Origin of the sequence: Pseudoxanthomonas kalamensis DSM 18571, assembly GCF_010211745.1 — a bacterium.
GTDB classification, from domain to species: Bacteria; Pseudomonadota; Gammaproteobacteria; order Xanthomonadales; family Xanthomonadaceae; genus Pseudoxanthomonas_A; species Pseudoxanthomonas_A kalamensis.
The window spans coordinates 208,894-230,029 of the sequence record NZ_PDWQ01000005.1 but is presented as its reverse complement, the minus strand read 5'-3'; the positions used below and the strand labels follow the sequence as shown (position 1 = coordinate 230,029).

19 protein-coding genes are annotated in these 21,136 nt (G+C 67.0%); 12 read left to right on the top strand and 7 right to left on the bottom strand.

The window, feature by feature from the left end:
- Positions 1–3: 3 nt before the first annotated feature.
- Positions 4–1,203, bottom strand: a complete 1,200-nt coding sequence (gene kbl, locus CSC70_RS11575) for a glycine C-acetyltransferase (protein ID WP_162456779.1) — start codon at positions 1,201–1,203, stop codon at positions 4–6.
- A 122-nt stretch (positions 1,204–1,325) separates the two neighbouring features.
- Between kbl and CSC70_RS11570 the strand changes: the two genes are divergently transcribed.
- Both CSC70_RS11570 and CSC70_RS11565 read left to right on the top strand, forming a co-directional pair.
- Complete coding sequence (locus CSC70_RS11570; protein ID WP_162456778.1) at positions 1,326–2,570, top strand: OprO/OprP family phosphate-selective porin; 1,245 nt, start codon at positions 1,326–1,328, stop codon at positions 2,568–2,570.
- 270 nt (positions 2,571–2,840) lie between these two features.
- A complete protein-coding gene (locus CSC70_RS11565) occupies positions 2,841–3,533 on the top strand; it encodes a TorF family putative porin (RefSeq protein ID WP_162456777.1) in 693 nt (230 codons plus the stop codon).
- Positions 3,534–3,599: 66 nt separating this feature from the next.
- Here CSC70_RS11565 and tdh read toward each other — a convergent pair whose 3' ends face one another.
- Entirely contained in the window at positions 3,600–4,634 is a 1,035-nt protein-coding gene (gene tdh, locus CSC70_RS11560) for an L-threonine 3-dehydrogenase (RefSeq protein WP_162456776.1), read from the bottom strand.
- 233 nt (positions 4,635–4,867) lie between these two features.
- Here tdh and CSC70_RS11555 point away from each other — a divergent pair, with 233 nt between their 5' ends.
- The 7 genes from CSC70_RS11555 (at position 4,868) to CSC70_RS11525 (ending at position 13,066) form a co-directional block, all read left to right on the top strand.
- Complete coding sequence (locus CSC70_RS11555; RefSeq protein WP_162456775.1) at positions 4,868–6,955, top strand: S46 family peptidase; 2,088 nt, start codon at positions 4,868–4,870, stop codon at positions 6,953–6,955.
- Between the two features lie 116 nt (positions 6,956–7,071).
- Positions 7,072–7,716: a histidine phosphatase family protein gene (locus CSC70_RS11550; RefSeq protein ID WP_162456774.1), complete on the top strand. Its 645-nt coding sequence runs from the start codon at positions 7,072–7,074 to the stop codon at positions 7,714–7,716.
- 16 nt (positions 7,717–7,732) lie between these two features.
- Positions 7,733–9,001 (top strand): bifunctional tetrahydrofolate synthase/dihydrofolate synthase, encoded by a 1,269-nt coding sequence (gene folC / locus CSC70_RS11545; RefSeq protein WP_162456773.1) that lies wholly within the window; start codon positions 7,733–7,735, stop codon positions 8,999–9,001.
- A 62-nt stretch (positions 9,002–9,063) separates the two neighbouring features.
- Positions 9,064–9,996, top strand: a complete 933-nt coding sequence (locus tag CSC70_RS11540; protein ID WP_162456772.1) for an SPOR domain-containing protein — start codon at positions 9,064–9,066, stop codon at positions 9,994–9,996.
- Positions 9,997–10,007: 11 nt separating this feature from the next.
- Positions 10,008–10,601, top strand: a complete 594-nt coding sequence (locus CSC70_RS11535; RefSeq protein WP_162456771.1) for a CvpA family protein — start codon at positions 10,008–10,010, stop codon at positions 10,599–10,601.
- Positions 10,602–10,626: 25 nt separating this feature from the next.
- Positions 10,627–12,102 carry an amidophosphoribosyltransferase gene (purF, locus tag CSC70_RS11530; protein WP_162456770.1) on the top strand — a complete coding sequence of 492 codons (1,476 nt, stop codon included), beginning with the start codon at positions 10,627–10,629 and terminating at the stop codon, positions 12,100–12,102.
- A gap of 166 nt (positions 12,103–12,268) precedes the next feature.
- Positions 12,269–13,066 (top strand): ferritin-like domain-containing protein, encoded by a 798-nt coding sequence (locus tag CSC70_RS11525; RefSeq protein ID WP_162456769.1) that lies wholly within the window; start codon positions 12,269–12,271, stop codon positions 13,064–13,066.
- A 39-nt stretch (positions 13,067–13,105) separates the two neighbouring features.
- Here CSC70_RS11525 and lpxH read toward each other — a convergent pair whose 3' ends face one another.
- Positions 13,106–13,846: a UDP-2,3-diacylglucosamine diphosphatase gene (lpxH, locus tag CSC70_RS11520; RefSeq protein ID WP_162456768.1), complete on the bottom strand. Its 741-nt coding sequence runs from the start codon at positions 13,844–13,846 to the stop codon at positions 13,106–13,108.
- A 134-nt stretch (positions 13,847–13,980) separates the two neighbouring features.
- Here lpxH and gltX point away from each other — a divergent pair, with 134 nt between their 5' ends.
- Together gltX and CSC70_RS11510 are read left to right on the top strand one after the other, a co-directional pair.
- Complete coding sequence (gene gltX, locus CSC70_RS11515) at positions 13,981–15,387, top strand: glutamate--tRNA ligase (RefSeq protein WP_162456767.1); 1,407 nt, start codon at positions 13,981–13,983, stop codon at positions 15,385–15,387.
- Between the two features lie 7 nt (positions 15,388–15,394).
- Positions 15,395–15,880: a Fur family transcriptional regulator gene (locus tag CSC70_RS11510; protein ID WP_162456766.1), complete on the top strand. Its 486-nt coding sequence runs from the start codon at positions 15,395–15,397 to the stop codon at positions 15,878–15,880.
- A 31-nt stretch (positions 15,881–15,911) separates the two neighbouring features.
- On the opposite strand, the gene murU is transcribed toward CSC70_RS11510, so the two are convergent.
- A complete protein-coding gene (gene murU / locus CSC70_RS11505; RefSeq protein WP_162456765.1) occupies positions 15,912–16,634 on the bottom strand; it encodes an N-acetylmuramate alpha-1-phosphate uridylyltransferase MurU in 723 nt (240 codons plus the stop codon).
- Positions 16,631–17,674 (bottom strand): aminoglycoside phosphotransferase family protein, encoded by a 1,044-nt coding sequence (locus CSC70_RS11500; RefSeq protein WP_162456764.1) that lies wholly within the window; start codon positions 17,672–17,674, stop codon positions 16,631–16,633. Before CSC70_RS11500 ends, murU begins: the two co-directional genes overlap by 4 nt.
- A 70-nt stretch (positions 17,675–17,744) precedes the next feature.
- Here CSC70_RS11500 and CSC70_RS11495 point away from each other — a divergent pair, with 70 nt between their 5' ends.
- A complete protein-coding gene (locus CSC70_RS11495) occupies positions 17,745–19,151 on the top strand; it encodes a mannose-1-phosphate guanylyltransferase/mannose-6-phosphate isomerase (RefSeq protein ID WP_162456763.1) in 1,407 nt (468 codons plus the stop codon).
- 73 nt (positions 19,152–19,224) lie between these two features.
- Here the strand turns inward: CSC70_RS11495 and CSC70_RS11490 are convergent, their stop codons facing one another.
- Together CSC70_RS11490 and CSC70_RS11485 are read right to left on the bottom strand one after the other, a co-directional pair.
- On the bottom strand, positions 19,225–19,464 hold the full coding sequence (locus tag CSC70_RS11490) for a GlsB/YeaQ/YmgE family stress response membrane protein (protein WP_162456762.1): 240 nt from the start codon (positions 19,462–19,464) through the stop codon (positions 19,225–19,227).
- Positions 19,465–19,531: 67 nt separating this feature from the next.
- Positions 19,532–21,022 (bottom strand): M20 family metallopeptidase, encoded by a 1,491-nt coding sequence (locus tag CSC70_RS11485; RefSeq protein ID WP_162456761.1) that lies wholly within the window; start codon positions 21,020–21,022, stop codon positions 19,532–19,534.
- Between the last annotated feature and the right edge of the window lie 114 nt (positions 21,023–21,136).

Below are 21,136 nucleotides of genomic sequence, written 5' to 3'. Positions count from 1 at the left end.
CGATCAGCGCTTCAGCACGCCGAGTTCGTGGCCAATGCGGGTGAACGCATCGATGGCGAAATCCAGGTGTTCGCGGGTGTGCGCGGCGCTCATCTGGGTGCGGATGCGCGCCTGCCCCTTGGGCACGACCGGGAAGAAGAAGCCGATCGCGTAGATGCCTTCTTCCAGCAGGCGCTGGGCGAAACGCTGAGCCAGCGGTGCGTCGTACAGCATCACCGGGCAGATCGGATGCGAGCCGGGCTTCAGGTCGAAACCGGCGGCGGCCATGCGTTCGCGGAAATGGCGGGTGTTGTCCGCCAGCCGTTCGCGCAGGTCGGCGGCCGCATCGAGCATGTCGAAGGCCTTGATTCCGGCGGCCACCACGTGCGGCGGCAGCGAATTGGAGAACAGGTAGGGCCGCGAGCGCTGGCGCAGCAGTTCGACGACCTCCTTGCGCGCGGTGGTGAAGCCGCCCAAGGCACCGCCCATCGCCTTGCCCAGGGTGCCGGTGAAGATGTCGATCCGCTCCAGCACGCCCTTGACCTCGGCCGAGCCGCGGCCGCCCTGGCCGAGGAAGCCGGTGGCGTGGCATTCGTCGATGTGCACCAGCGCGTTGTACTTTTCGGCCAGCGCGACGATCTGGTCCAGCGGGGCGATGAAGCCGTCCATCGAGAACACGCCGTCGGTGGAGATCAGCTTGGTCCGTGCGCCGGCGGCATCGGCCGCCTGCAACTGCGCTTCCAGATCGGCCATGTCGCAATTGGCGTAGCGGTAGCGCCTGGCCTTGCACAGACGCACGCCGTCGATGATCGAGGCATGGTTGAGCGCGTCGGAGATGATGGCGTCGTTCTCGTCGAGCAACGGTTCGTACAGGCCGCCGTTGGCGTCGAAGCAGGCGGCGTACAGGATGGTGTCCTCGGTACCGAAGAAATCGGCGATGGTCCGTTCCAGCTGCTTGTGCAGGTCCTGGGTGCCGCAGATGAAGCGCACCGAGGCCATGCCGAAGCCGTGGGTATCCAGCGCCGCCTTGGCCGCGGCGATGATGTCGGGATGATCGGCCAGGCCCAGGTAGTTGTTGGCGCAGAAGTTCAGTACCTTGCGACCGTCCGCCAGCACGATTTCGGCGGATTGGGGGCTGGCGATGATGCGCTCGGACTTGAACAGGCCCTGTTCGCGAAGTGCGACCAGTTCGTCGGTATAGCGGTCGGTCAGGGAGTTGGACATGGCGCCGGATCGTGGAAAAGTGCCATCTTAACCAGATGCACGCTCGCGGATGGACCCTGCGGTGCCGGATCGAGGCGGGAAGGGGAATGGGGATGTTGCGCAGGCAAACCGGATGGGCGGCAATGGCGCTGTGGTTGGCGGCCGGATTGGTCGCGCTGCCGCTGTGGGCCAGTCCGCAAGCGTCGGCTGTGGCGGCGCAGGATGCAGAACCGGTCCCGCAGGCATCGGCGTTCAAGGTCGATGGCGGCGGGCTGGCATGGCGATCCACCGATGGAGAGTACGAGATCCGATTGCGCGGCTTGCTGCAGGGCGATGGCCGCTTCTATTCGGGTGCCGACGATACTTTCCTCTGGCGTACTGCGCGGCCGATCATCGAAGGGACGCTGGCCGGTCGAGTGGACTTCCGTCTGACGCCGGAACTTGCGGGCAGCGGTACCAACATCGTGGACGCTTATGCGGACCTCCGGCTCGGCGGTGGGCATGCGCTGCGGATCGGCAAGTTCACCTCTCCGGTCGGGCTGGAACGGCTGCAGTCCTCGTCTTCGCTGCCGATGATGGAACGCTCGACGGCCAGCGAACTGGCGCCGAACCGTGACATCGGCCTGCAACTTCAGGGCCGCCTGCGATGGCAACAGGCGAGTTACGCATTCGGCGTGTTCTACGGCAGCGTGGATGGCCGCGACGTGGTGGCGTCGAATCCGGATGATCGTTACGAATGGGCGGGCCGCCTGTTCCTGGAGCCGTTTCGCGGGCAGGAGAATGCATGGTCCGGTCTCGGCTTCGGCATCGGCGCCAGCACCGGCGATACCGTGGGCGCAGGCAACGACTACCTGCCACGCTATCGCAGCGCGGGGCAGAAGCAGTTCTTCTCGTACCGCGCCGACGTTGCCGCCGCGGGCCGACGCACCCGCATTTCCCCGCAGGGGTATTACTACCGCGACCGGTTCGGACTGATGGCCGAATACGTGGTTTCCAGGCAGCGGGTTGGCAACAGCGATGCGCGCGCGACGCTGGACAACCGCGCCTGGGAAGCGACCGCCAGCTACGTGCTGACCGGCGAGGCCGCCAGCTACAAGGGCGTGAAGCCGGCATGGCCGGTGAAGCCGGGCACGGGCAACTGGGGTGCGTTCGAACTGGTCGGCCGCTACGGCGTGCTGGATGTCGATGACGACGCCTTCCCGCTGTACGCGGACCCGGCCGTCGCTGCGGGCGAAGCCAGCACCCGGCTGGTGGGGGTGAACTGGTACCTCACCGGCAATTTCAAGCTGGTTCTCAATTATCTGGAAACCCGTTTCGAAGGCGCCGCGGCGAATGGCGATCGCGCGGACGAGCGGGCGGTGTTTGTGCGGGCACAAATGGCCTATTGAGAGTCCGCAGCATTGGTTTCCATTGCAACCAGAAGTGTCTGGAAATATGGATTTCCTGGAAGTGCAGTGCGGTTTTGGCCATTACACGTGAAGCATTGGCAACAAGCCATGAAAAAAGTTTCCGTCAGCACTTGACGTCCCGCGATATTGCACCGCAATATCGGTTGGGTTAAAAAATCGTGAACTTGCGGTTATCGTTTTGCTACAAACAGACGAAGCCGCCGGTTGACGCAAGCCCAGTCAGACACCCCCCACCAGGAGGAAAGCCGGATGAAGCACGCCAAGCTCAGTTTCGCCCTCGCCGCCGTATTGGCCGCAATGCCGATGATCTCGTTTGCACAGGATGCCGAAGAAGAATCTTCGCCTTGGGCTTGGGATCTGGCGCTGACCAGCGATTACGTCTGGCGTGGTTACAGCCAGACCGGAGAGGATCCGGCCATCCAGGCGGGGCTGTCCTATACCACGCCGGTCGGAATCTATGTCGGCGCTTGGGCCTCCAACGTCAATTTCGGCGGCGCCGGCGACTGGGAGAACGACTACTACGTCGGCTACAACACCGACATCAATGAAAATGTCAATTTCGACATCATGTACAACTACTACAGCTATCCGGGAGACGAGATTACCGGCGACTTCGGTGAACTGATCGCCACGGGTACCTTCTACGAGAATTACAGCCTGACTCTTGCGTATACGGACAATTTCGTGAACAGCAAGACCGATGCCATATACGCAGCGGTGGGCGGCGAGTGGAGCCTGCCGGGTGACTTCGGCCTGTCTGCCAGTGCCGGTCGCAGCATGTTTGACGACGATTTCGGTGAAGACTACACCGATTGGTCGCTGGGCCTGAGCAAGGATGTCGGACCTGCTTCGTTGAGCTTGACCTACTACGACACCGATGTCGACGATGACCCGATGGCCGACAGCCGAATCGTGTTCGCCATTTCCGTTTCGGGCCCGTAAGCACTCTAGATCGGGCAAATTGAGAAGGGCGCCATGTTGGCGCCTTTCTTCATTGCAGGATTGGTTTCAGTTCCAGCTCAGCACGACCTTGCCGGCGCGGCCGCTTTCCATCAGATCGAAACCCTTCTGGAAATCGTCGATGTGCAACTGATGGGTCAGCACCTTGCCCAGCGGGAATCCGGACAGCACCAGCTGGGTCATCTTGTACCAGGTCTCGTACATCTTGCGGCCATAGATGCCTTGCACGGTCAGGCCCTTGAAGATGATCCGGTCCCAGTCCACGCCGGCGCCTTTCGGCAGCAGGCCGAGCAGGGCGATCTTGCCGCCGTGGTACATGCAGTCGAGCATGTCGTTGAAGGCGCGCGGGTTGCCGCTCATCTCCAGGCCGACGTCGAAGCCTTCCATATGCAGGTCAGCCATCACGTCCTTCAGCGAGGTGTCGGCTACGTTGACCACCCGGGTGGCACCCATGTCGGCGGCCAGCTTCAGTCGGTAGTCGTTGACGTCAGTGACCACCACGTTGCGGGCGCCGATGTGCTTGCAGATGCCCGCGGCGATCACGCCGATCGGGCCGGCGCCGGTGATCAGCACGTCCTCGCCGATCACGTCGAATTCCAGTGCGCAGTGCGCGGCGTTGCCGAACGGGTCGAAGAAGGCCGCCAGTTCGGACGGGATCTGGTCCGGGATCGGCCACAGGTTGCTGGCCGGCATCACCAGGTACTCGGCGAACGCACCGTCGCGGTTGACGCCGATGCCGATGGTGTTGGGGCACAGGTGCTGGCGGCCGGCACGGCAGTTGCGGCAATGCCCGCAGACGATGTGGCCTTCCGCCGACACGCGCTGGCCGATGCGGTAGCCGCCGACGCCGGGCCCGAGTTCGACGATGCGGCCGACGAACTCGTGGCCGATCACCAAGCCTGGGCGGATCGTGCGCTGGCTCCATTCGTCCCACAGGTAGATGTGCAGGTCGGTACCGCAGATCGCGGTCTTCTCCAGCTTGATCAGCACCTCGTTGGCGCCCGGCACCGGTACTGGCACCTCCTCCATCCAGATGCCCTTGGCGGCTTCGCGCTTGACCAGAGCTTTCATCGTTTGCGCCATCGGCGTGGCCTGCGGTATTCGGGAAGGCGCGAATTATAAGCGCCAGCGTTTCCAACCCTCCCCGTGAGAGGGGAGTAGGCCCAATGGCACGGGCACGTGCGTGTCGTGCTTGTTACAATGTAACGTAACGTATTGTCCATCAAGGGGTTTCCATGCGTTTTGTGCGATTGGTCGCGGCGATGGCCGTTCCGTTTTCCCTGTCCGTTGCGCCCTCGGTCCTGGCCGGAGAGGGCATGTGGGTTCCGCAGCAGTTGCCGGAAATCGCCGGCCCGCTGGAGCAGGCCGGCCTGAAACTGTCGCCGGAACAGCTGGCCGACCTGTCCGGCGAACCGATGGGAGCAGTGGTGTCGCTGGGCTTCTGCACGGCGAGCTTCGTTTCGCCGGACGGCCTGGTGGTCACCAACCACCACTGCGCCTACGGCGCCATCCAGCTGAACTCGACCGCGCAGCGCAACCTGATCGTCGATGGTTTCAATGCGCCCAAGCCGGGCGATGAGCTCAGCGCCGGCCCGAATGGGCGCGTGTACGTGCTCGACCGGATCACCGACGTGACCGTCGATGCCAAGGCCGCGATTGCCGCGGCTGGCGAGGATGCGCTGGCCCGCACGCAGGCGCTGGAATCGTTCCAGAAGCAGCGGATTGCCGATTGCGAAGCCGAAGCCGGTTACCGCTGCCGTCTGTACAGCTTTTCCGGCGGCAACACCTACCGGCTGTTCCGCAACCTGGAAATCAAGGACGTGCGTCTGGTTTACGCGCCGCCGGGCAGCGTCGGCAAGTTCGGCGGCGACATCGACAACTGGATGTGGCCGCGGCACACCGGCGATTTCTCGTTCCTGCGCGTCTACGTCGGCAAGGACGGCAAGCCGGCGCCGTATTCGAAGGACAACGTGCCGTACAAGCCGAAGCACTGGCTGAAATTCGCCGATCAGCCGCTGGGCGCGGGCGACTTCGTGATGGTGGCCGGCTACCCCGGCCGCACCAACCGCTATGCGCTGGTCTCCGAGTTCGAGAACACCGCGCAATGGGCCTATCCGACGGTCGCCGCACATTACGAAAACCTGATCGCGCTGGTCGAGGCCGCCGGCAAGCAGGATCCCGACATCCGGGTGAAGTACGCCAGCACCATGGCCGGCTGGAACAACACCAGCAAGAACTATCGCGGGCAGCTGGAAGGGTTCGCGCGCATTGATGCCGAAGGGCAGAAGCGCGCCGAGGAAACCGCGGTGCTGGACTGGCTGAAGCGGCAGGGCGTCGCCGGCAAGCCGGCCTTGCAGGCGCACGATGCCCTGGTCGGCCTGGTCGAACAGGGCAAGGCCACCCAGCAGCGCGACCTGGTGCTGCGCCAGCTCAATCGCACCGGAGTGCTCGGCGCGGCGGTGAGCCTGTACCGCCTGTCGATCGAGCGCGCCAAGCCCGACGCCGAGCGCGAATCCGGCTATCAGGAGCGCGACATCCCCGGTATCGAGGGCTCGATGAAACAGATGGAGCGGCGTTACGTGCCGGCGATGGACGCGCAGTTGCAGCGCTACTGGCTGGACCAGTACGTCAAGTTGCCGGCCGGCCAGCGCATCGAGGCGATCGACGCCTGGCTGGGCAAGGACGATGCGGCGGCGGTGCAGGCTGCGGTCGAGAGGCTTGCCGCCACCGGGCTCGGCGGTACCGACGAGCGCCTGAAGTGGCTGCAGGCCGACCGCGCCGCGTTCGAAGGCAGCGACGATCCGGCGATCCGCTACGCCGTGGCGGTGATGCCGGCCTTGCTGGAGATCGAGAAGCACGACAAGGCCGAGACCGGCGAACAGCTCAAGTACCGCCCGGTCTACCTGCAAGCGCTGGCCGACTACAAGAAGAGCCAGGGCGAGTACGTGTATCCGGACGCCAACGGTTCGCTGCGGATCACCTTCGGCAACGTGAAGGGCTATTCGCCGAAGGACGGCGTCGAATACACCCCGTTCACCACGCTGCAAGGCGTGGCCGCCAAGGAGACCGGCGAGGATCCGTTCGATTCGCCGAAGGCCTTGCTGGAGGCGGTCGCGGCCAAGCGCTATGGCGGGCTGGAGGACGAGCGCCTGGGCAGCGTGCCGGTGGATTTCCTGTCCGATCTGGACATCACCGGCGGCAACTCCGGTTCGCCGGTGCTGGATGCGCACGGCAGGCTGGTCGGACTGGCCTTTGACGGCAACTGGGAATCGGTCAGCAGCAACTGGGTGTTCGATTCGGCGATGACCCGCATGATCGCCGTCGACGGGCGCTACCTGCGCTGGATCATGCAGGAAGTTGCACCCGCGCCGCAGTTGCTGAAGGAAGCCGGTCTGGACGACTGAGCTGGTTCGACGCGGCAGGTTCCGGGTCGGGAACAGGCGGGAGCGGGTATCATCCGCTCCCGCTTCCGTTTCGGCGCTCCGGACGGTGGCGGTCGTACCCCTACCGGAATCCACGCATGCGCATCCTGCTTGCCCGTCACGGCGAAACGCCGTGGAACGCCGAAGGCCGCTACCAGGGCCAGATCGACATCCCGCTTTCCCCCGTGGGCGAGGCCCAGGCGCAGGCGCTGGGCACGCGCCTGGCCGAGGTCGGGATCACCCGCGCGGTGGCGTCGCCGCTGTCGCGCGCCACGCGCACCGCGCAACTGGCGCTTGGATCGGCGCGCGCGGAGATGCTGACCCAGGACATCGATCTGCAGGAAATCGCCCATGGCGAGTGGGAAGGGTTGCTGGCCAGCGAGATCAACGACAAGGATCCGGCCCGCCTGCGCGCCTGGCGCGAGGAGCCGGAGACGGTGATGATGCCCGGCGGCGAATCGCTGCGGCAGGTGCTGGACCGTTCCTGGCGCGGACTGGCGCGCGCCTGCGAGGACCTGGGCGACGACGACACCCTGCTGCTGGTCGCGCACGATGCGGTCAACCGGGTCATCCTGTGCCGCATTCTCGGTCTGCCGATCGCCCGCCTGTGGAGTTTCCGTCAGGCCCCGACCACGCTGAACCTGCTGGAAGGCCCGTCGGTCGAAGCGCTGGAAGTGGTGCGGCTGAACGATTGCGCCCACCACACGCCGTTCTTCGGCGAGGCCAAGCACCGGGCGCTCTGAGCGGAACGCACGCTGCATGAGCCGGAATCTGCAGGACTGGCTCGACCATATCGAGCGCCAGCATCCCCGCGCCATCGAGATGGGGCTGGAGCGCGTGCGCGAAGTCGCCACGCGGCTTGGCCTCGGCAAGCCCGCGAAGCATGTCGTCACCATCGGCGGCACCAACGGCAAGGGCTCTACCGTGGCCTTCGTCGAGGCCATCGCGCGCGCGGCAGGCTGGAAGGTCGGTGCCTATACCTCGCCGCACCTGCTGCGCTACAACGAGCGGGTACGCATCGACGGCAGCGACGCGGACGACGATGCGCTGGTCCGCGCCTTCGAGGCGGTGGACGCCGCGCGTGGCGATACGCCGCTGACCTATTTCGAATTCGGCACATTGGCGGCGCTGTGGCTGTTCGAACAGTCGGCGCTGGATCTGGCGGTGCTGGAAGTGGGGCTGGGCGGACGTCTGGATGCGGTCAACCTGGTCGATCCGGACGCGGCGGTGATCGTCACCGTCGATATCGACCACGTCGGCTGGCTGGGCGCGGACCGCGAGACGATCGGACGCGAGAAGTCCGGCATCGCCCGCGCCTGGAAGCCGCTGGTGCTGGGCGAAGACGACCCGCCGTCCAGCGTGTTGCGGCATGCCTATGCGATCGGCGCCAGCGCGATCCGCGCCGGCAGCGATTTCTTCCACGAGGCGGTCGATGCCGGTCACTGGCGCTGGCGCGAGATCGGTTTCGAAATGACGTTGCCGAACCTGGCGCTGGAAGCGCCGGTGCAGCGCGCTAACGCGGCCACCGCGATTGCGGCGTTGCGTGCGCTGGATGCCGATATCCCGCTTTCCGCCTTCGCCGAAGGCGTGGCTGCGGCACGGGTACCGGCGCGCCTGCAGCGCTTCCGTCGCGATGGGGTCGAGGTGGTCGTCGATGTCGGTCACAACCCGCAGGCCGCCGCCGCGCTGGCGCAATGGCTGGATTTGCAGCCGCCAGTAGCCACCAACCTGGCGGTGTTGGCCGCCTTGGCCGACAAGGACGTGGCCGGCGTGGTCGCGGCGCTTGAAGGCAGGATCGCCCGCTGGTTCCTGGCCGGACTGGAGGGGCAGGACGGACGCGGACAGGACGTGCAGGCGCTGGCGGCGCAGTTGGCCGGTACGGCGGCCGGCAACGGCGAACCCCATGCGACGGTGGCGCAGGCCGTGCAGGCGGCCTTGCGGGCGGCGTCTGCCGGCGACCGCCTCCTGGTGCTGGGATCCTTCCATACCGCGGCCGAGGCGCTGACGTTCCTGCATTCAGGCCAGTGACGGCGAGCGTGGCGAAGCGGGCCGTATAATCCGATGGCCTTTCGCCGCATCCCCCGGTTTCAATGGACTCATCCCTGAAGCAACGCCTGATCGGCGCCGTCGTCCTGATCGCGCTGGCCGTGATCTTCCTGCCGATGCTGATCAAGGGGCCGGCGCCGGACAGCGGCGTTTCCGACGTGTCGATGCGGGTGCCGGATGCGCCGGCCGACGATTTCGTGGAAATCCCGCTGGGACCGGTCGGCGAACTACCGCAGGGCGGCGCGGTGGGGCTGGACCCGAGCGCACCGGCCACGGTGACGGCGACGCCGGCCACTGACGCGGTCGCGACGCCCGGCGCGCAGGCGCCGATGCTGCCGGCGGCCACGGCCGCCGGCGACTATGCGGTCAGTTTCGGCGCCTACGCCACCACGTCCGACGCCGACGCGGTGGTGGCGCGGTTGAAGCAATCGCAACTGCCGGGCTTTCGGGTTGCCGATACGCTGAACGGCAAGACCGTGTACCGGGTCCGGATCGGACCCTATGCCGACCGTGCCGAAGCCGAGGTGGTGCGCCTGCAGGCGGTCAAGGTGCGCAGCGACGTCAACGCCCAGGTCATTGCGCTGGATGCCGAGCCCGAATCGCCGCCGGCCTCGCCGCAGGTCGCGGTCGCCGCGACCGAGGCCCCGGCCGTCAAATCCGAGCCGCCCAAGCCGGCTGCTGCGGCTCCGGCCACCGCTGCGCCGCCGAAGCCGGCACCGGAACCTGCCAGATCGACGGCCACGGTCGGTTTTGCCGTGCAACTGGGCGCCTTCGCCAGCGCCAGCGACGCCAATGCCCTGCGCGACCGCGTGCGCGGTGCCGGCTTCAGCGCCTTCGTCGAACCGGTGCGCACCGACAAGGGCACCCTGCAGCGCGTGCGCGTCGGCCCGGTCGCCAGTCGTGACGAAGCGGAGAAGCTGAAGGCGCAGATCGCGGCCAAGACCGGCATCGCCGGCATGGTGCGGTCGCACCCGTAGTCCCGCGGCCGATGGGCATCACCGACCTCAGCCTGCTGGCGATCATCGGACTCTCGGCGCTGTTCGGCCTGATGCGCGGCTTCATCGGCGTACTGGCCTCGATCGCTGCCTGGCTGCTGGCCGGCTGGGCCGCGTTCGGCTTCGGCGCCGAAGTCGCCTGGTGGCTGGCCGACGACGGCACCCCGAACGCCTCCGAACTGCTGGGCGGCTACGCGCTGAGCTTTGTCGTGGTGATGCTGTGCGTGGGTCTGGTCGGCTGGATCGTGCGCAAGCTGGTCAAGTCGATCGGCCTGTCCGGGCTGGACCGGGTGCTGGGGCTCGGCCTGGGCCTGCTGCGCGGCGGCTTCATCGCCTGCTGCCTGCTGCTGCTGCTGGGCTTCACCGGCATGCCGCAGGAGCCTTCGTGGCGGCAATCGGCGGTGGTGCGGACCTTGCTGCCGGGGGCCGAATGGCTGCGCGGCTGGCTGCCGGACTGGGCGGCGCAGCAGGTCGATTTTGGCAATGCGGCGCCGAACGGCGATAATGGCGGCCAAGACAGGTTGCCAGTGCCGCTGGACGAAGGCGTCCCGCAAGATTCCCAGCCCCGAACCGCTTCCGACGAGTGAAGCGCCATCGCATTGGAGAACGCCCATGTGCGGCATCGTCGGCATCGTCGGCAACCAGAATGTCGCAGGCCTGCTGTACGACGGCCTGACCGTGCTGCAGCATCGAGGACAGGACGCGGCCGGTATCGCCACCGCCGACGGCACCCGGCTGCGGGTGCACAAGGGCAACGGGCTGGCGCGCGACGTGTTCGACGCCAAGACGATGAGCGTGCTGGAGGGCCGGGTCGGCATCGGCCATTGCCGCTATCCGACCGCCGGCTCCGAAGGCATGGACGAGGCGCAGCCGTTCTACGTCAATTCGCCCTACGGCATTGCCCTGGCCCATAACGGCAACCTGATCAACACCGAGGCGCTGCGCCAGCAGGTGTTCGAGGCCGATCGCCGCAACATCAACACCGACTCGGACAGCGAAGTGCTACTGAACGTGTTCGCCTACGAACTGGACGCGCAGCGCATGCTGACCCCGGAGGCAGTGATGCGCGCGGTGGCCGGCGTGCACCGCCGCTGCAAGGGCGGCTATGCGGTGGTCAGCGTGGTGCTGGGGCTGGGGCTGGTGGCGTTCCGCGACCCGCACGGGATCCGTCCGCTGGTGCTGGGCAAGCGCGAACACGCCGATGGCAACACCGAATACGCGGTGGCGTCCGAATCCACCGCGCTGGACATCCTCGGCTTCCAGCGCGTGCGCGATGTGCAGCCCGGCGAGGCGCTGGTGATCACCGCGCGCGGTGACCTGTTCGCCGAGCAGTGCGCGGCGCCGCAGGAGCACACGCCGTGCATCTTCGAATACGTGTACTTCGCGCGCCCGGACTCGATGCTCGACAACGTGTCGGTGCACAAGGCGCGCATGCGCATGGGCATCAAGCTGGGCGAGAAGATCCTGCGCCTGCGCCCGGACCACGACATCGACACGGTGATCCCGATCCCCGACACTTCGCGCGACGCGGCACTGGAAATCTCCAACGTGCTGGGCGTGAAATACCGCGAGGGCTTCGTCAAGAACCGCTACGTCGGCCGCACCTTCATCATGCCGGGACAGGGCGAACGGGTGAAGTCGGTGCGCCGCAAGCTCAACCCGATCCATCTGGAATTCCGCAACCGGGTGGTGCTGCTGGTGGACGACTCCATCGTCCGCGGCACCACCAGCCAGCAGATCGTGCAGATGGCGCGTGACGCCGGTGCGCGCAAGGTCTATCTGGCCAGTGCTGCGCCGCCGGTCCGCCACCCCAACATCTATGGCATCGACATGCCGGCGGCCGACGAGTTGGTCGCCAACGGCCGCAGCATCGAGGAGATCGAGAAGCTGCTCGGTTGCGACTGGCTGATTTACCAGGACCTGGAAGACCTGGAGATGGCCGTGCGCGAAGGCAACCTGGACCTGAAGACGTTCGACTCGTCCTGCTTCGACGGCAACTACGTCACCGGCATCGACCCGGGTTATTTCGAGCGCATCCAGCAGATGCGTTCGGACGAGGCCAAGCGCAAGCGGCGGGCGATGTCCTGATCCCGCTGCGACTCCGCGGGCGTGGCGTCGATGCCGTGTTTCCCTGTTGTCGTCATCCCGGTGAAAGCCGGGATCCCGCCTTGCGTTCCGCTGTGATGACGCAGGTGGCGATCGCGGATGCACAAGCGATTCCCGCCTTCACGGGAATGACGAACGGGAACGGATCATGACTTCGCTGTTCGCCGCCGCGGCCGAGTGCCTGGCCGCCGCCGACCCGGCCGACAAGGTCGCGCTGACGCAACGCCGCGCGGCCGCGTTCGCGCGCGGCGAGTTGGAGATCCCGTCCGATGCCCCGCCGCCGCAACCGATCCGGATGCCGGGGCGGCCGGCGAAGCCACGGCTGGTGCATCCGCGCGAGCTGCCGCGCCGCGGCTTTGGCAGCGTCGAGGGCCGGGGGGCCTTCATCCATGCCATCGCCCACATCGAACTGAATGCCATCGACCTCGGCTGGGACGCGGTGTACCGCTTCCGCGGGCTGCCGGCGGAGTTCTACGCGGACTGGATCGGCGTGGCCCATGACGAGTCGCGGCATTTCGTCCTGCTGCGCGACCGCCTGCGCGAACTGGGTTACGACTACGGCGATTTCGACGCCCACAACGGCCTGTGGGAGATGTGCGAAAAGACCGCGCACGACGGCCTGGCGCGGATGGCGCTGGTGCCGCGGGTGCTGGAGGCGCGTGGGCTGGACGTGACCCCGGGCATGATCGTCAGGTTGCGCGAGTTGGGTGACGAGGCCACCGCCGGCATTCTGGAGATCATCCTGCGTGAGGAAGTCGCGCACGTGGCTGCCGGTTCGCGCTGGTTCCGCTGGTACTGCGCGCAGCGCGGCATCGAGCCGCTACAGCGATTCCGCGAATTGCTGCGCGAATACGCCAGCGGCTACCTGCGCGGGCCGTTCAACCTGCAGGCGCGGCTGCAGGCCGGTTTCGACGAGGACGAACTGGCGGCGCTGGAAGCGCCGTAGCCGCGATCAGGACCACGGTCGCGGCTGACGCCGCTGCTGCTACAGCAGGCTTTCCAGTTTCATGCTCTCGGCATCGACGCGCAGTACCGATCCCTGTTCGTACCAGTCGCCCAGCACGATGCGATGGCATTCGCGGCCGCCGACCTGCAGCCGGTGTACGGCCGGGCGATGGGTATGGCCGTGGATCATGGTGTCGATACCGTAGCGGGCGAAGGTCGCTTCCACCGTCGCCGGGGTCACGTCGGTGATGGTTTCGAAATTGCCCATGCCGCCGTCTTTCAGCTCGGATTGCCGTGCCTGGCTGGCCGCGCGTGCCTGCGCGGCGAAGGCCTGGCGCGCCGCCAGCGGTTGGGCGAGGAAGGCCGATTGCCAGGCCGGGTCGCGGGTCTGCGCACGGAACGCCTGGTAGGCGGTGTCATCGCTGCACAGCAGGTCGCCGTGCAGCAGCAGCACCGGCGTGCCGTACAGCAGGATCACCGCCGGATCGGGCAGGATGCGGAATCCCGCATGGCGGGCATAGGCGGAGCCGAGCAGGAAATCGCGGTTGCCGCGGATGAAGTGCACCGGTACGCCGCTGTCGGCCAGTTCGCGCAGGTGCGCGGCGACCCAGGCGCCGACCCGCGAATCGTCGTCGTCGCCGACCCAGGTCTCGAACAGGTCGCCCAGGATGTACAGCGCCTCGGCGCGCCGCGCCTGGTTGCGCAGGAAGGCGCCGAACAGCTCGGTGGTGTCCGGGCGTTCGGCGTCCAGGTGCAGGTCGGAGATGAACAGGGTGGTCATGTGAGAATTGTAGTCGCGGTTCCGGCATGGCGGCCGCCCGGGGCGATTGACGGCGATGGGAGGTGTGGCCCGCCCGCAGCAGGCCGAATCCGGCTTCGTTAAAATGGATGGCCTCCACTGCCGCCCAGCTCCTCATGACCTGCCGTACCCGCTTCGCCCCCAGTCCCACCGGCTACCTGCATATCGGCGGCGCGCGCACGGCGCTGTACTGCTGGCTGGAGGCGCGCCACCGCGGCGGGCAGTTCGTGTTGCGGATCGAGGACACCGACCGCGAGCGCAGTACCCAGGCGGCCATCGACGCCATCCTGGAGGCGATGGACTGGCTGGGCCTGGACTACGACGAGGGTCCGGTCTACCAGACCGATCGGGTGGCCCGCTACCGTGAAGTGGCCGAACAGCTGGTCGTGGCCGGCAAGGCCTACTACGCCTACGAGACACGGGAAGAGCTGGACGCCATGCGCGAGGCAGCGATGGCGAAGCAGGAGAAGCCGCGCTACAACGGTGCCGCGCGCGATCTGGGCCTGCCGTACCGCGACGATCCCAACCGGGTCATCCGTTTCAAGAATCCGCTCGGCGGCGTGGTGGCCTTCGATGACCTGATCAAGGGCCGCATCGAGATCGCCAACAGCGAACTGGACGACATGGTGATCTTCCGTCCGGACGGTTACCCCACCTACAACTTCGCGGTGGTGGTGGACGATTGGGACATGGGCATCACCGAAGTGATTCGCGGCGACGATCACATCAACAACACGCCGCGACAGATCAATATCTACCAAGCGCTGGGTGCGCTGGTGCCGAAGTTCGCGCACATGCCGATGATCCTGGACGAGCAGGGCGCCAAGCTGTCCAAGCGTACCGGCGCGGCCGACGTGATGCAGTACAAGGACGCCGGCTACCTGCCGCACGCGCTGATCAACTACCTGGCGCGGCTGGGCTGGTCGCATGGTGACCAGGAACTGTTCTCGCGGCAGGAGCTGATCGACCTGTTCGACGTGAAGGACGTGAATTCCAAGGCCGCGCGGCTGGACATGGCCAAGCTGGGCTGGGTCAACCAGCACTATCTGAAGAATGACGACCCGGCGACGATCGCGCCGCAACTGGAGTATCAGTTGCGACGGCTGGACATCGACCCGGCTACCGGTCCGGCATCGGTCGATGTGGTCATCGCCCTGCGCGAGCGGGTGCAGACCCTGCAGGAAATGGCCGAGAAGGCGCAGGTCTGGTACCGGCCGCTGGAGATCTACGACGAGGCCGCGGTGGCCAAGCACCTGAAGCTTGCCGCCGCCGCACCGCTGTCGAAGGCACGCGAGCTGCTGGCGGCACTGCCGGCGTGGGACGTGGAAGCGGTATCGGCCGCGCTGCACCGGGTCGCCGAGGCGCTGGAGATTGGCATGGGCAAGGTGGCGCAACCGCTGCGGGTGGCGATCACCGGCACCCAGGTCAGCCCCGACATCTCGCACACGGTCTATCTGGCCGGACAGGGCGAAGCCTTGAAGCGGATCGACGCTGCCCTCATCCTGTTGCCGAAGGAGGCATGATTCGCCCATGGTTCGGCAACGCGCCTGCACCGATCCCAAGCACCACGTCGACGACGCCGACGGCTTCGTCTCGGCGGTGGAACAGGCATGCCGCGAGCGCGGGCTGCGCCTGACCGCGATCCGTGCGCGGGTGCTGGGACTGATCGCCAAGGCCGGCAAGCCGGTCAAGGCCTACGAACTGCTGGAATGGGTGCGCGCCGAGAAAGGCGTCGGCGCCGACGCACCGCCGACGGTGTACCGCGCGCTGGATTTCCTGATGGCCAACGGCTTCGTGCACAAGCTGGAATCGGTCAACGCCTACGTCGCCTGCCATCATCCCAGCAGCGCGCAGCATTCAGTGCCGTTCCTGATCTGCGACCGCTGCCACAACGCAGTGGAGCTGGAAGACCGCGACGTGGTCGCACAACTGGACGCGCGCGCCAAGGCCCTGGGCTTCCACCCGCAGGCGCAGACGCTGGAAGTGCACGGGCTGTGCGCCCGCTGCGCCAAGTAGCGCCGATTTCCGCGTTGGGTCCGTCCGCCGATCAGGCGGTCTCCTGCAACTCCTCGTTCAGCGCCTGCAGCCGTTGCGGGGTGCCGACGTCGGTCCAGCGGCCGTCCAGGCGTTCGCCATGCACCTGTCCCTTGCGCATCGCCGTCCGCAGCAGCGGCGCCAGCTGGAATCGTGACGGCTCGACCTGCGCGCCCGGGGTGGGGCCGATGACCTCGCGCCAGCCCTCGAGCAGGGTCGGGCGGTACACGCCAATGCCGGCAAAGGTCAGCCGGGGATCGCCATCCGCATGCACGCGGCCATCCGCGTCCAGGTGAAAATCGCCTTGCGGATGGTGTTCGGGATTGTCGACCAGGACCAGGTGCGCCAGGCCAGCCGGTTCGCGCGGCAGCCGTGCGAAGTCGTAATCGGTCCAGATGTCGCCGTTGACGGCGATGAAAGGCGCGTCCGGATCGCGTTCCTCGGTCAGCCACGGCAGTGCATGCCGCATGCCGCCACCGGTTTCCAGCGGTGCGTCGCCTTCGTGCGAATAGCGGATGCGCAGGCCCCAGCGCGCGCCGTCGCCGAGAATCTGCGGGAACTTTTCTGCAAGCCACGAGGTGTTGATCACCACCTCGCGCACGCCGATATCGGCGAGCTTCCGCAAGTGCCAGGCGATCAGCGGCTGGCCGCCGGCTTCGATCAGCGGCTTGGGCAGGTGATCGGTCAGCGGACGCATGCGCTCGCCGAAGCCGGCGGCGAAAATCAGCGCCCTCATGCCGCGGCCCGGGCCCGCAGGGCCGGCTTGATGCGCGTTTCCAGCAGTTCGCCCAGCGGCTGCAATTCGCGGTGGCGCGGCACCACTTCGTCGAGGTAGGCGATGAAGCGCGGGGTGTCCGGCAGGTAGCGGCTCTTGCCGTCGCGGTAGTGCAGACGGGAGAAGATGCCGAGGATCTTCAGGTGCCGCTGCACGCCCATCCAGTCGGCGTCGCGCAGGAACCGTTCCCACGGCGGCACCGGCAGGCCGGCTTGCGCGGCGCGCGCGTGGTAGCGCGCCAGCCAGCCGTCCACTCGCGCCAGCGGCCAACTCAGGAAGGCGTCCTTGAACAGGCTGACCGCGTCGTAGGCGATCGGGCCGCGCACGCAGTCCTGGAAATCCAGCACCGCCGGGCCGTCGGACACCGGCATCAGGTTGCGCGGCATGAAATCGCGGTGGGTCAGGACCCGCGGCTGCGACAGGGCGCAGTCCATCAGTCGCTGCTGCACCAGTTCCAGCCGCGCACTGTCGTCGCAACCCAGTTCCAGGCCGAGATGGCGGCGCAGGAACCATTCCTCGAACAGGCCGGCATCGCGCTGCAGCAGGGCTTCGCCGAATTCGCCCATGTCGTCGGGTGGGGCGATCCGCTGCAGGGTCAGCAGCTGGCCGGTGGCGGCTTCGAACCAGGCATCGGCGTTGTCTGCGTCCAGCGCCTGGGCCAGGGTCGGACCGCCGAGGTCCTCCAGCAGCAGGAAGCCGGCTTCGACATCGCGGGCCAGCACGTCGGGAACGCGCACGCCGTGGCCGGCCAGCAGTTCGCGGACCTGCAGCCAGGGGCGCACGTCCTCCAGCCCCGGCGGGGCGTCCATGACGATGCGGCTGACGCCGGCGCCGTGGCTGCGCCAGTAGCTGCGCTGACCGGCATCGATCGAGGCACGCTCCAGCGTGGCATTGGCGTCATCCAATCCCGCGCGCGCCCAGGCCAGGCGCTGTGCGGTCCGTGCGGAAACATCCTGATTAGAGCGAGCCTGATTAGGGCGGGCCTGAATGGGGTGGGTCATGCGCTGCGGTCGGAATCGGGTCCATCGTCCCAGAGGGTAAACTGACACATTATCGGTCTGAGAGTAGCGCATGGACAAACTGCAACCCGTCCTGTTGTCCGGTGGGTCCGGTACGCGGCTGTGGCCGTTGTCGCGGGAGGCCTATCCCAAGCAGTTCCTTCCGTTGATCGGGGAAGAGAGCCTGTTGCAGGAGACCTGGCGCCGGGTCGCGCCGCTGGGGGACCTGCCGCCGCTGGTGGTGGCCAACGAGGAGCATCGCTTTCTGGCGGCCGAACAACTGCGCCAGCTGGGGGCGCCGACCCCGGCGATCCTGCTGGAGCCGGTCGGTCGCAACACCGCGCCGGCGATCGCGGCCGCAGCCCTGCAGGCGATGGCCGGCGGCGAAGATCCGCTGCTGCTGGTGCTGCCTTCCGACCACGTGGTCCGGGATGCAGCGGCGTTCCAGGTCGCCGTGCGCGCGGCGATGCCGGCGGCGGCCGAAGGCGCCCTGGTCACCTTCGGCATCGTCCCGGATGCACCGGAAACCGGGTTCGGCTACATCCAGGCCGAGTCCGGCAAGGGTCTGCGCAAGGTCCTGCGCTTCGTCGAGAAACCCGATGCGGCGACGGCGCAGTCGTATTTGGATGCCGGCGGCTATTACTGGAACAGCGGCATGTTCCTATTCCGTGCCGGTCGCTTCCTCGACGAATTGAAGCAATTTCGTCCGGACATCCTCGATGCCGTGCGCGTGGCCTTCGCCGCGGCGCGCCATGACGGCGATTTCGTCCGCCTGGACAAGGCCGCTTTCGCCGCCGGCCCTTCCGATTCGATCGACTACGCGGTCATGGAAAAGACCGCGCATGCGATGGTGCTGCCGGTGGACATCGGCTGGAGCGACGTCGGTTCGTGGTCGGCGCTGTGGGAGGTGGCCGAACGCGATGCCGACGGCAATGCGCACCACGGCGACGTGATCGCGGTGGACAGCCGCAACAGTTACGCCTACGCGCAGCGCATGGTCGCCCTGGTCGGCGTCGACGACGTGGTGGTGGTGGAGACCGACGATGCGGTGCTGGTGGCGCGCAAGGACCGCGTGCAGGAGGTCAAGCAGGTGGTCGCGCAGCTGAAGGCCGAGCAACGCAGCCAGGCGGTCCTGCATCGCAAGGTCTACCGGCCGTGGGGCGCCTACGACTCCATCGACATGGGCGAGCGTTTCCAGGTCAAGCGCATCACCGTCAATCCGGGCGCTGCGCTGAGCCTGCAGATGCACCATCACCGCGCCGAACACTGGATCGTGGTCAGCGGTACGGCGAAGGTGACTCGGGGCGAGGACATCCTGCTGCTGAGCGAGAACGAGAGCACTTACATCCCGCTGGGGGTCAAGCACCGGCTGGAGAATCCCGGCAAGGTGCCGCTGGAACTGATCGAGGTGCAGTCCGGCAGCTACCTGGGCGAGGACGATATCGTCCGCTTCGAGGATGTATACGGGCGCAGCGGCTGAGTCCGGCGCGACCGGGATGCGTAAACGAGAAATGCCCCAAACGGGGCGTTTCTCGTGTGGCATGCGCTCGCGGTCATTTCTTCTTCTTGCGCACCATCTCGTACAGGAACAGCAGCACGATGGCCGCGCCGATCGCCGCGACCCAGGCCAGCCAGCCGCCGCCGGGGACAAAGTAGCCGCCGATGTAGGCACCGGCAATGCCGAGCAGGATGGTCAGGATCCAGCCCAGCGGGTCCGCACCGGGCTTGATGAAGCGGGCGAGGATGCCGATCACGGCACCGCCGATGATGTAGCCGAAGACTCCGTCGAACATGGGGTTCCTCTCGCGCGAGGGTGGGATGGAAGGCCTATCCTAGCAGCCCTTTTGGTCCGGAAAAGCGTCAGCAGCAGCCGTGTTCGCCATGCTGGCTGCCCCCGGCCACGGCGGCGATTCCGGCGGTCTCGCCGCGCAGGCTGGCGGCATGATGCTCGGTGATCACCCGGGCCACGCAGGCGGTCATCCGCTTGCCCATCGGGATATGCAGGAATTCGTTCGGTCCGTGCGCATTGGAATGCGGGCCCAGCACGCCGGTGATCATGAACTGTGCGCCTGGGAACTTCTCCCCCAGCATGCCCATGAACGGGATCGTGCCGCCTTCGCCCATGTACATGGCCGGCTTGCCGAACACCGCCTGCGAGGCGTCCTCGATGGCCGAAGACAGCCACGGCGACATCGCCGGGGCATTCCAGCCGGTGGAAGCCTTCTCCAGTTTCAGTTCGACTTGTGCGCCATACGGCGGGTCGCTCAGCAGCACCTGCTTGAGCAGCTCGCCGGCGGCGGTGCCGTCCAGGGTGGGCGGCAGTCGCAGCGACAGCTTGACCGCGGTGTGCGGGCGCAGCACGTTGCCGGCCGATTCCAGCGGTGGCATGCCGTCCACGCCGGTCACCGACAGCGCCGGGCGCCAGGTGCGATTGAGCACCAGCTCGGTCAGATCGTCGGACATCGGGCGCATGCCCGGCAGCAGCGGGAACTTGCTGTAGACCTCGTCGCCCAGCACCTCGGCGACCTTGCTTGCCTGGTCGCGGCGCTCGTCCGGAATTTCGGCGAACAGGCCCTCGATGCGGATCCTGCCGCTGGCCTCGTCCTCCAGCCGCGACAGCAGCTGGCGCAGGATGCGGAAGCTGGACGGCACCACACCGGAAGCGTCGCCGGAATGCACGCCTTCGGACAGCACCTTGACGCCGAAATTGCCGCCGGCCATGCCGCGCAACGAGGTGGTGCACCACAACTGGTCGTAGTTGCCGCAGCCCGAATCCAGGCAGACCACCAGCGACGGCTTGCCGATGCGCGCGGCCAGATGGTCGACGTAGGCCGGCAGGTCGTAGCTGCCGGATTCCTCGCAGGCCTCGATCAGCACCACGCAGCGCGCGTGCGGCAGGCCCTGTTCCTGCAGCGCCAGGATCGCGGCCAGCGATCCGAAGATCGCGTAGCCATCGTCGGCGCCGCCGCGTCCGTACAGCCGGTCGCCCTTGATCACCGGGGTCCACGGCCCGAGATCGCTGTCCCAGCCGGTCATCTCCGGCTGCTTGTCCAGGTGGCCGTACAGCAGCACGCTGTCCTCGCCGCTGGTGGGGTCGCTGGCCGGGATTTCGATGTAGATCAGCGGGGTACGGCCTTCCAGCCGGACGACTTCCAGCTGCATGCCGGCGATCGGCTGGCTGCGCGCCCAGCGCTCCATCAGCGCCACCGCGTCGTCCATGTAACCGTGCGCCACCCAGTCCTTGTCGAACATCGGCGACTTGTTGGGGATGCGGATGTAGTCGACCAACTGCGGGATGATGTCGTCGTCCCATTTTTCGGCGACGTAGCGGTCGAGGCGGCTGGAGTCCATGGCGATTTCCGGTGGCGAACGTGGCTGCAATTCTACGCCCTGCCACCGGTAGGACTTTTCCTACAGGGCGCAGCGGCATTTCCCGGCAGAAACACCGGCGCAGCCCCGGTAGCC

Coding starts and splice junctions, on each gene's coding strand:
- kbl (WP_162456779.1), bottom strand. CDS start 1,203: ATGTCCAACTCCCTGACCGACCGCTATACCGACGAACTGGTCGCACTT.
- CSC70_RS11570 (WP_162456778.1), top strand. CDS start 1,326: ATGGCGCTGTGGTTGGCGGCCGGATTGGTCGCGCTGCCGCTGTGGGCC.
- CSC70_RS11565 (WP_162456777.1), top strand. CDS start 2,841: ATGAAGCACGCCAAGCTCAGTTTCGCCCTCGCCGCCGTATTGGCCGCA.
- tdh (WP_162456776.1), bottom strand. CDS start 4,634: ATGGCGCAAACGATGAAAGCTCTGGTCAAGCGCGAAGCCGCCAAGGGC.
- CSC70_RS11555 (WP_162456775.1), top strand. CDS start 4,868: ATGTGGGTTCCGCAGCAGTTGCCGGAAATCGCCGGCCCGCTGGAGCAG.
- CSC70_RS11550 (WP_162456774.1), top strand. CDS start 7,072: ATGCGCATCCTGCTTGCCCGTCACGGCGAAACGCCGTGGAACGCCGAA.
- folC (WP_162456773.1), top strand. CDS start 7,733: ATGAGCCGGAATCTGCAGGACTGGCTCGACCATATCGAGCGCCAGCAT.
- CSC70_RS11540 (WP_162456772.1), top strand. CDS start 9,064: ATGGACTCATCCCTGAAGCAACGCCTGATCGGCGCCGTCGTCCTGATC.
- CSC70_RS11535 (WP_162456771.1), top strand. CDS start 10,008: ATGGGCATCACCGACCTCAGCCTGCTGGCGATCATCGGACTCTCGGCG.
- purF (WP_162456770.1), top strand. CDS start 10,627: ATGTGCGGCATCGTCGGCATCGTCGGCAACCAGAATGTCGCAGGCCTG.
- CSC70_RS11525 (WP_162456769.1), top strand. CDS start 12,269: ATGACTTCGCTGTTCGCCGCCGCGGCCGAGTGCCTGGCCGCCGCCGAC.
- lpxH (WP_162456768.1), bottom strand. CDS start 13,846: ATGACCACCCTGTTCATCTCCGACCTGCACCTGGACGCCGAACGCCCG.
- gltX (WP_162456767.1), top strand. CDS start 13,981: ATGACCTGCCGTACCCGCTTCGCCCCCAGTCCCACCGGCTACCTGCAT.
- CSC70_RS11510 (WP_162456766.1), top strand. CDS start 15,395: ATGGTTCGGCAACGCGCCTGCACCGATCCCAAGCACCACGTCGACGAC.
- murU (WP_162456765.1), bottom strand. CDS start 16,634: ATGAGGGCGCTGATTTTCGCCGCCGGCTTCGGCGAGCGCATGCGTCCG.
- CSC70_RS11500 (WP_162456764.1), bottom strand. CDS start 17,674: ATGACCCACCCCATTCAGGCCCGCCCTAATCAGGCTCGCTCTAATCAG.
- CSC70_RS11495 (WP_162456763.1), top strand. CDS start 17,745: ATGGACAAACTGCAACCCGTCCTGTTGTCCGGTGGGTCCGGTACGCGG.
- CSC70_RS11490 (WP_162456762.1), bottom strand. CDS start 19,464: ATGTTCGACGGAGTCTTCGGCTACATCATCGGCGGTGCCGTGATCGGC.
- CSC70_RS11485 (WP_162456761.1), bottom strand. CDS start 21,022: ATGGACTCCAGCCGCCTCGACCGCTACGTCGCCGAAAAATGGGACGAC.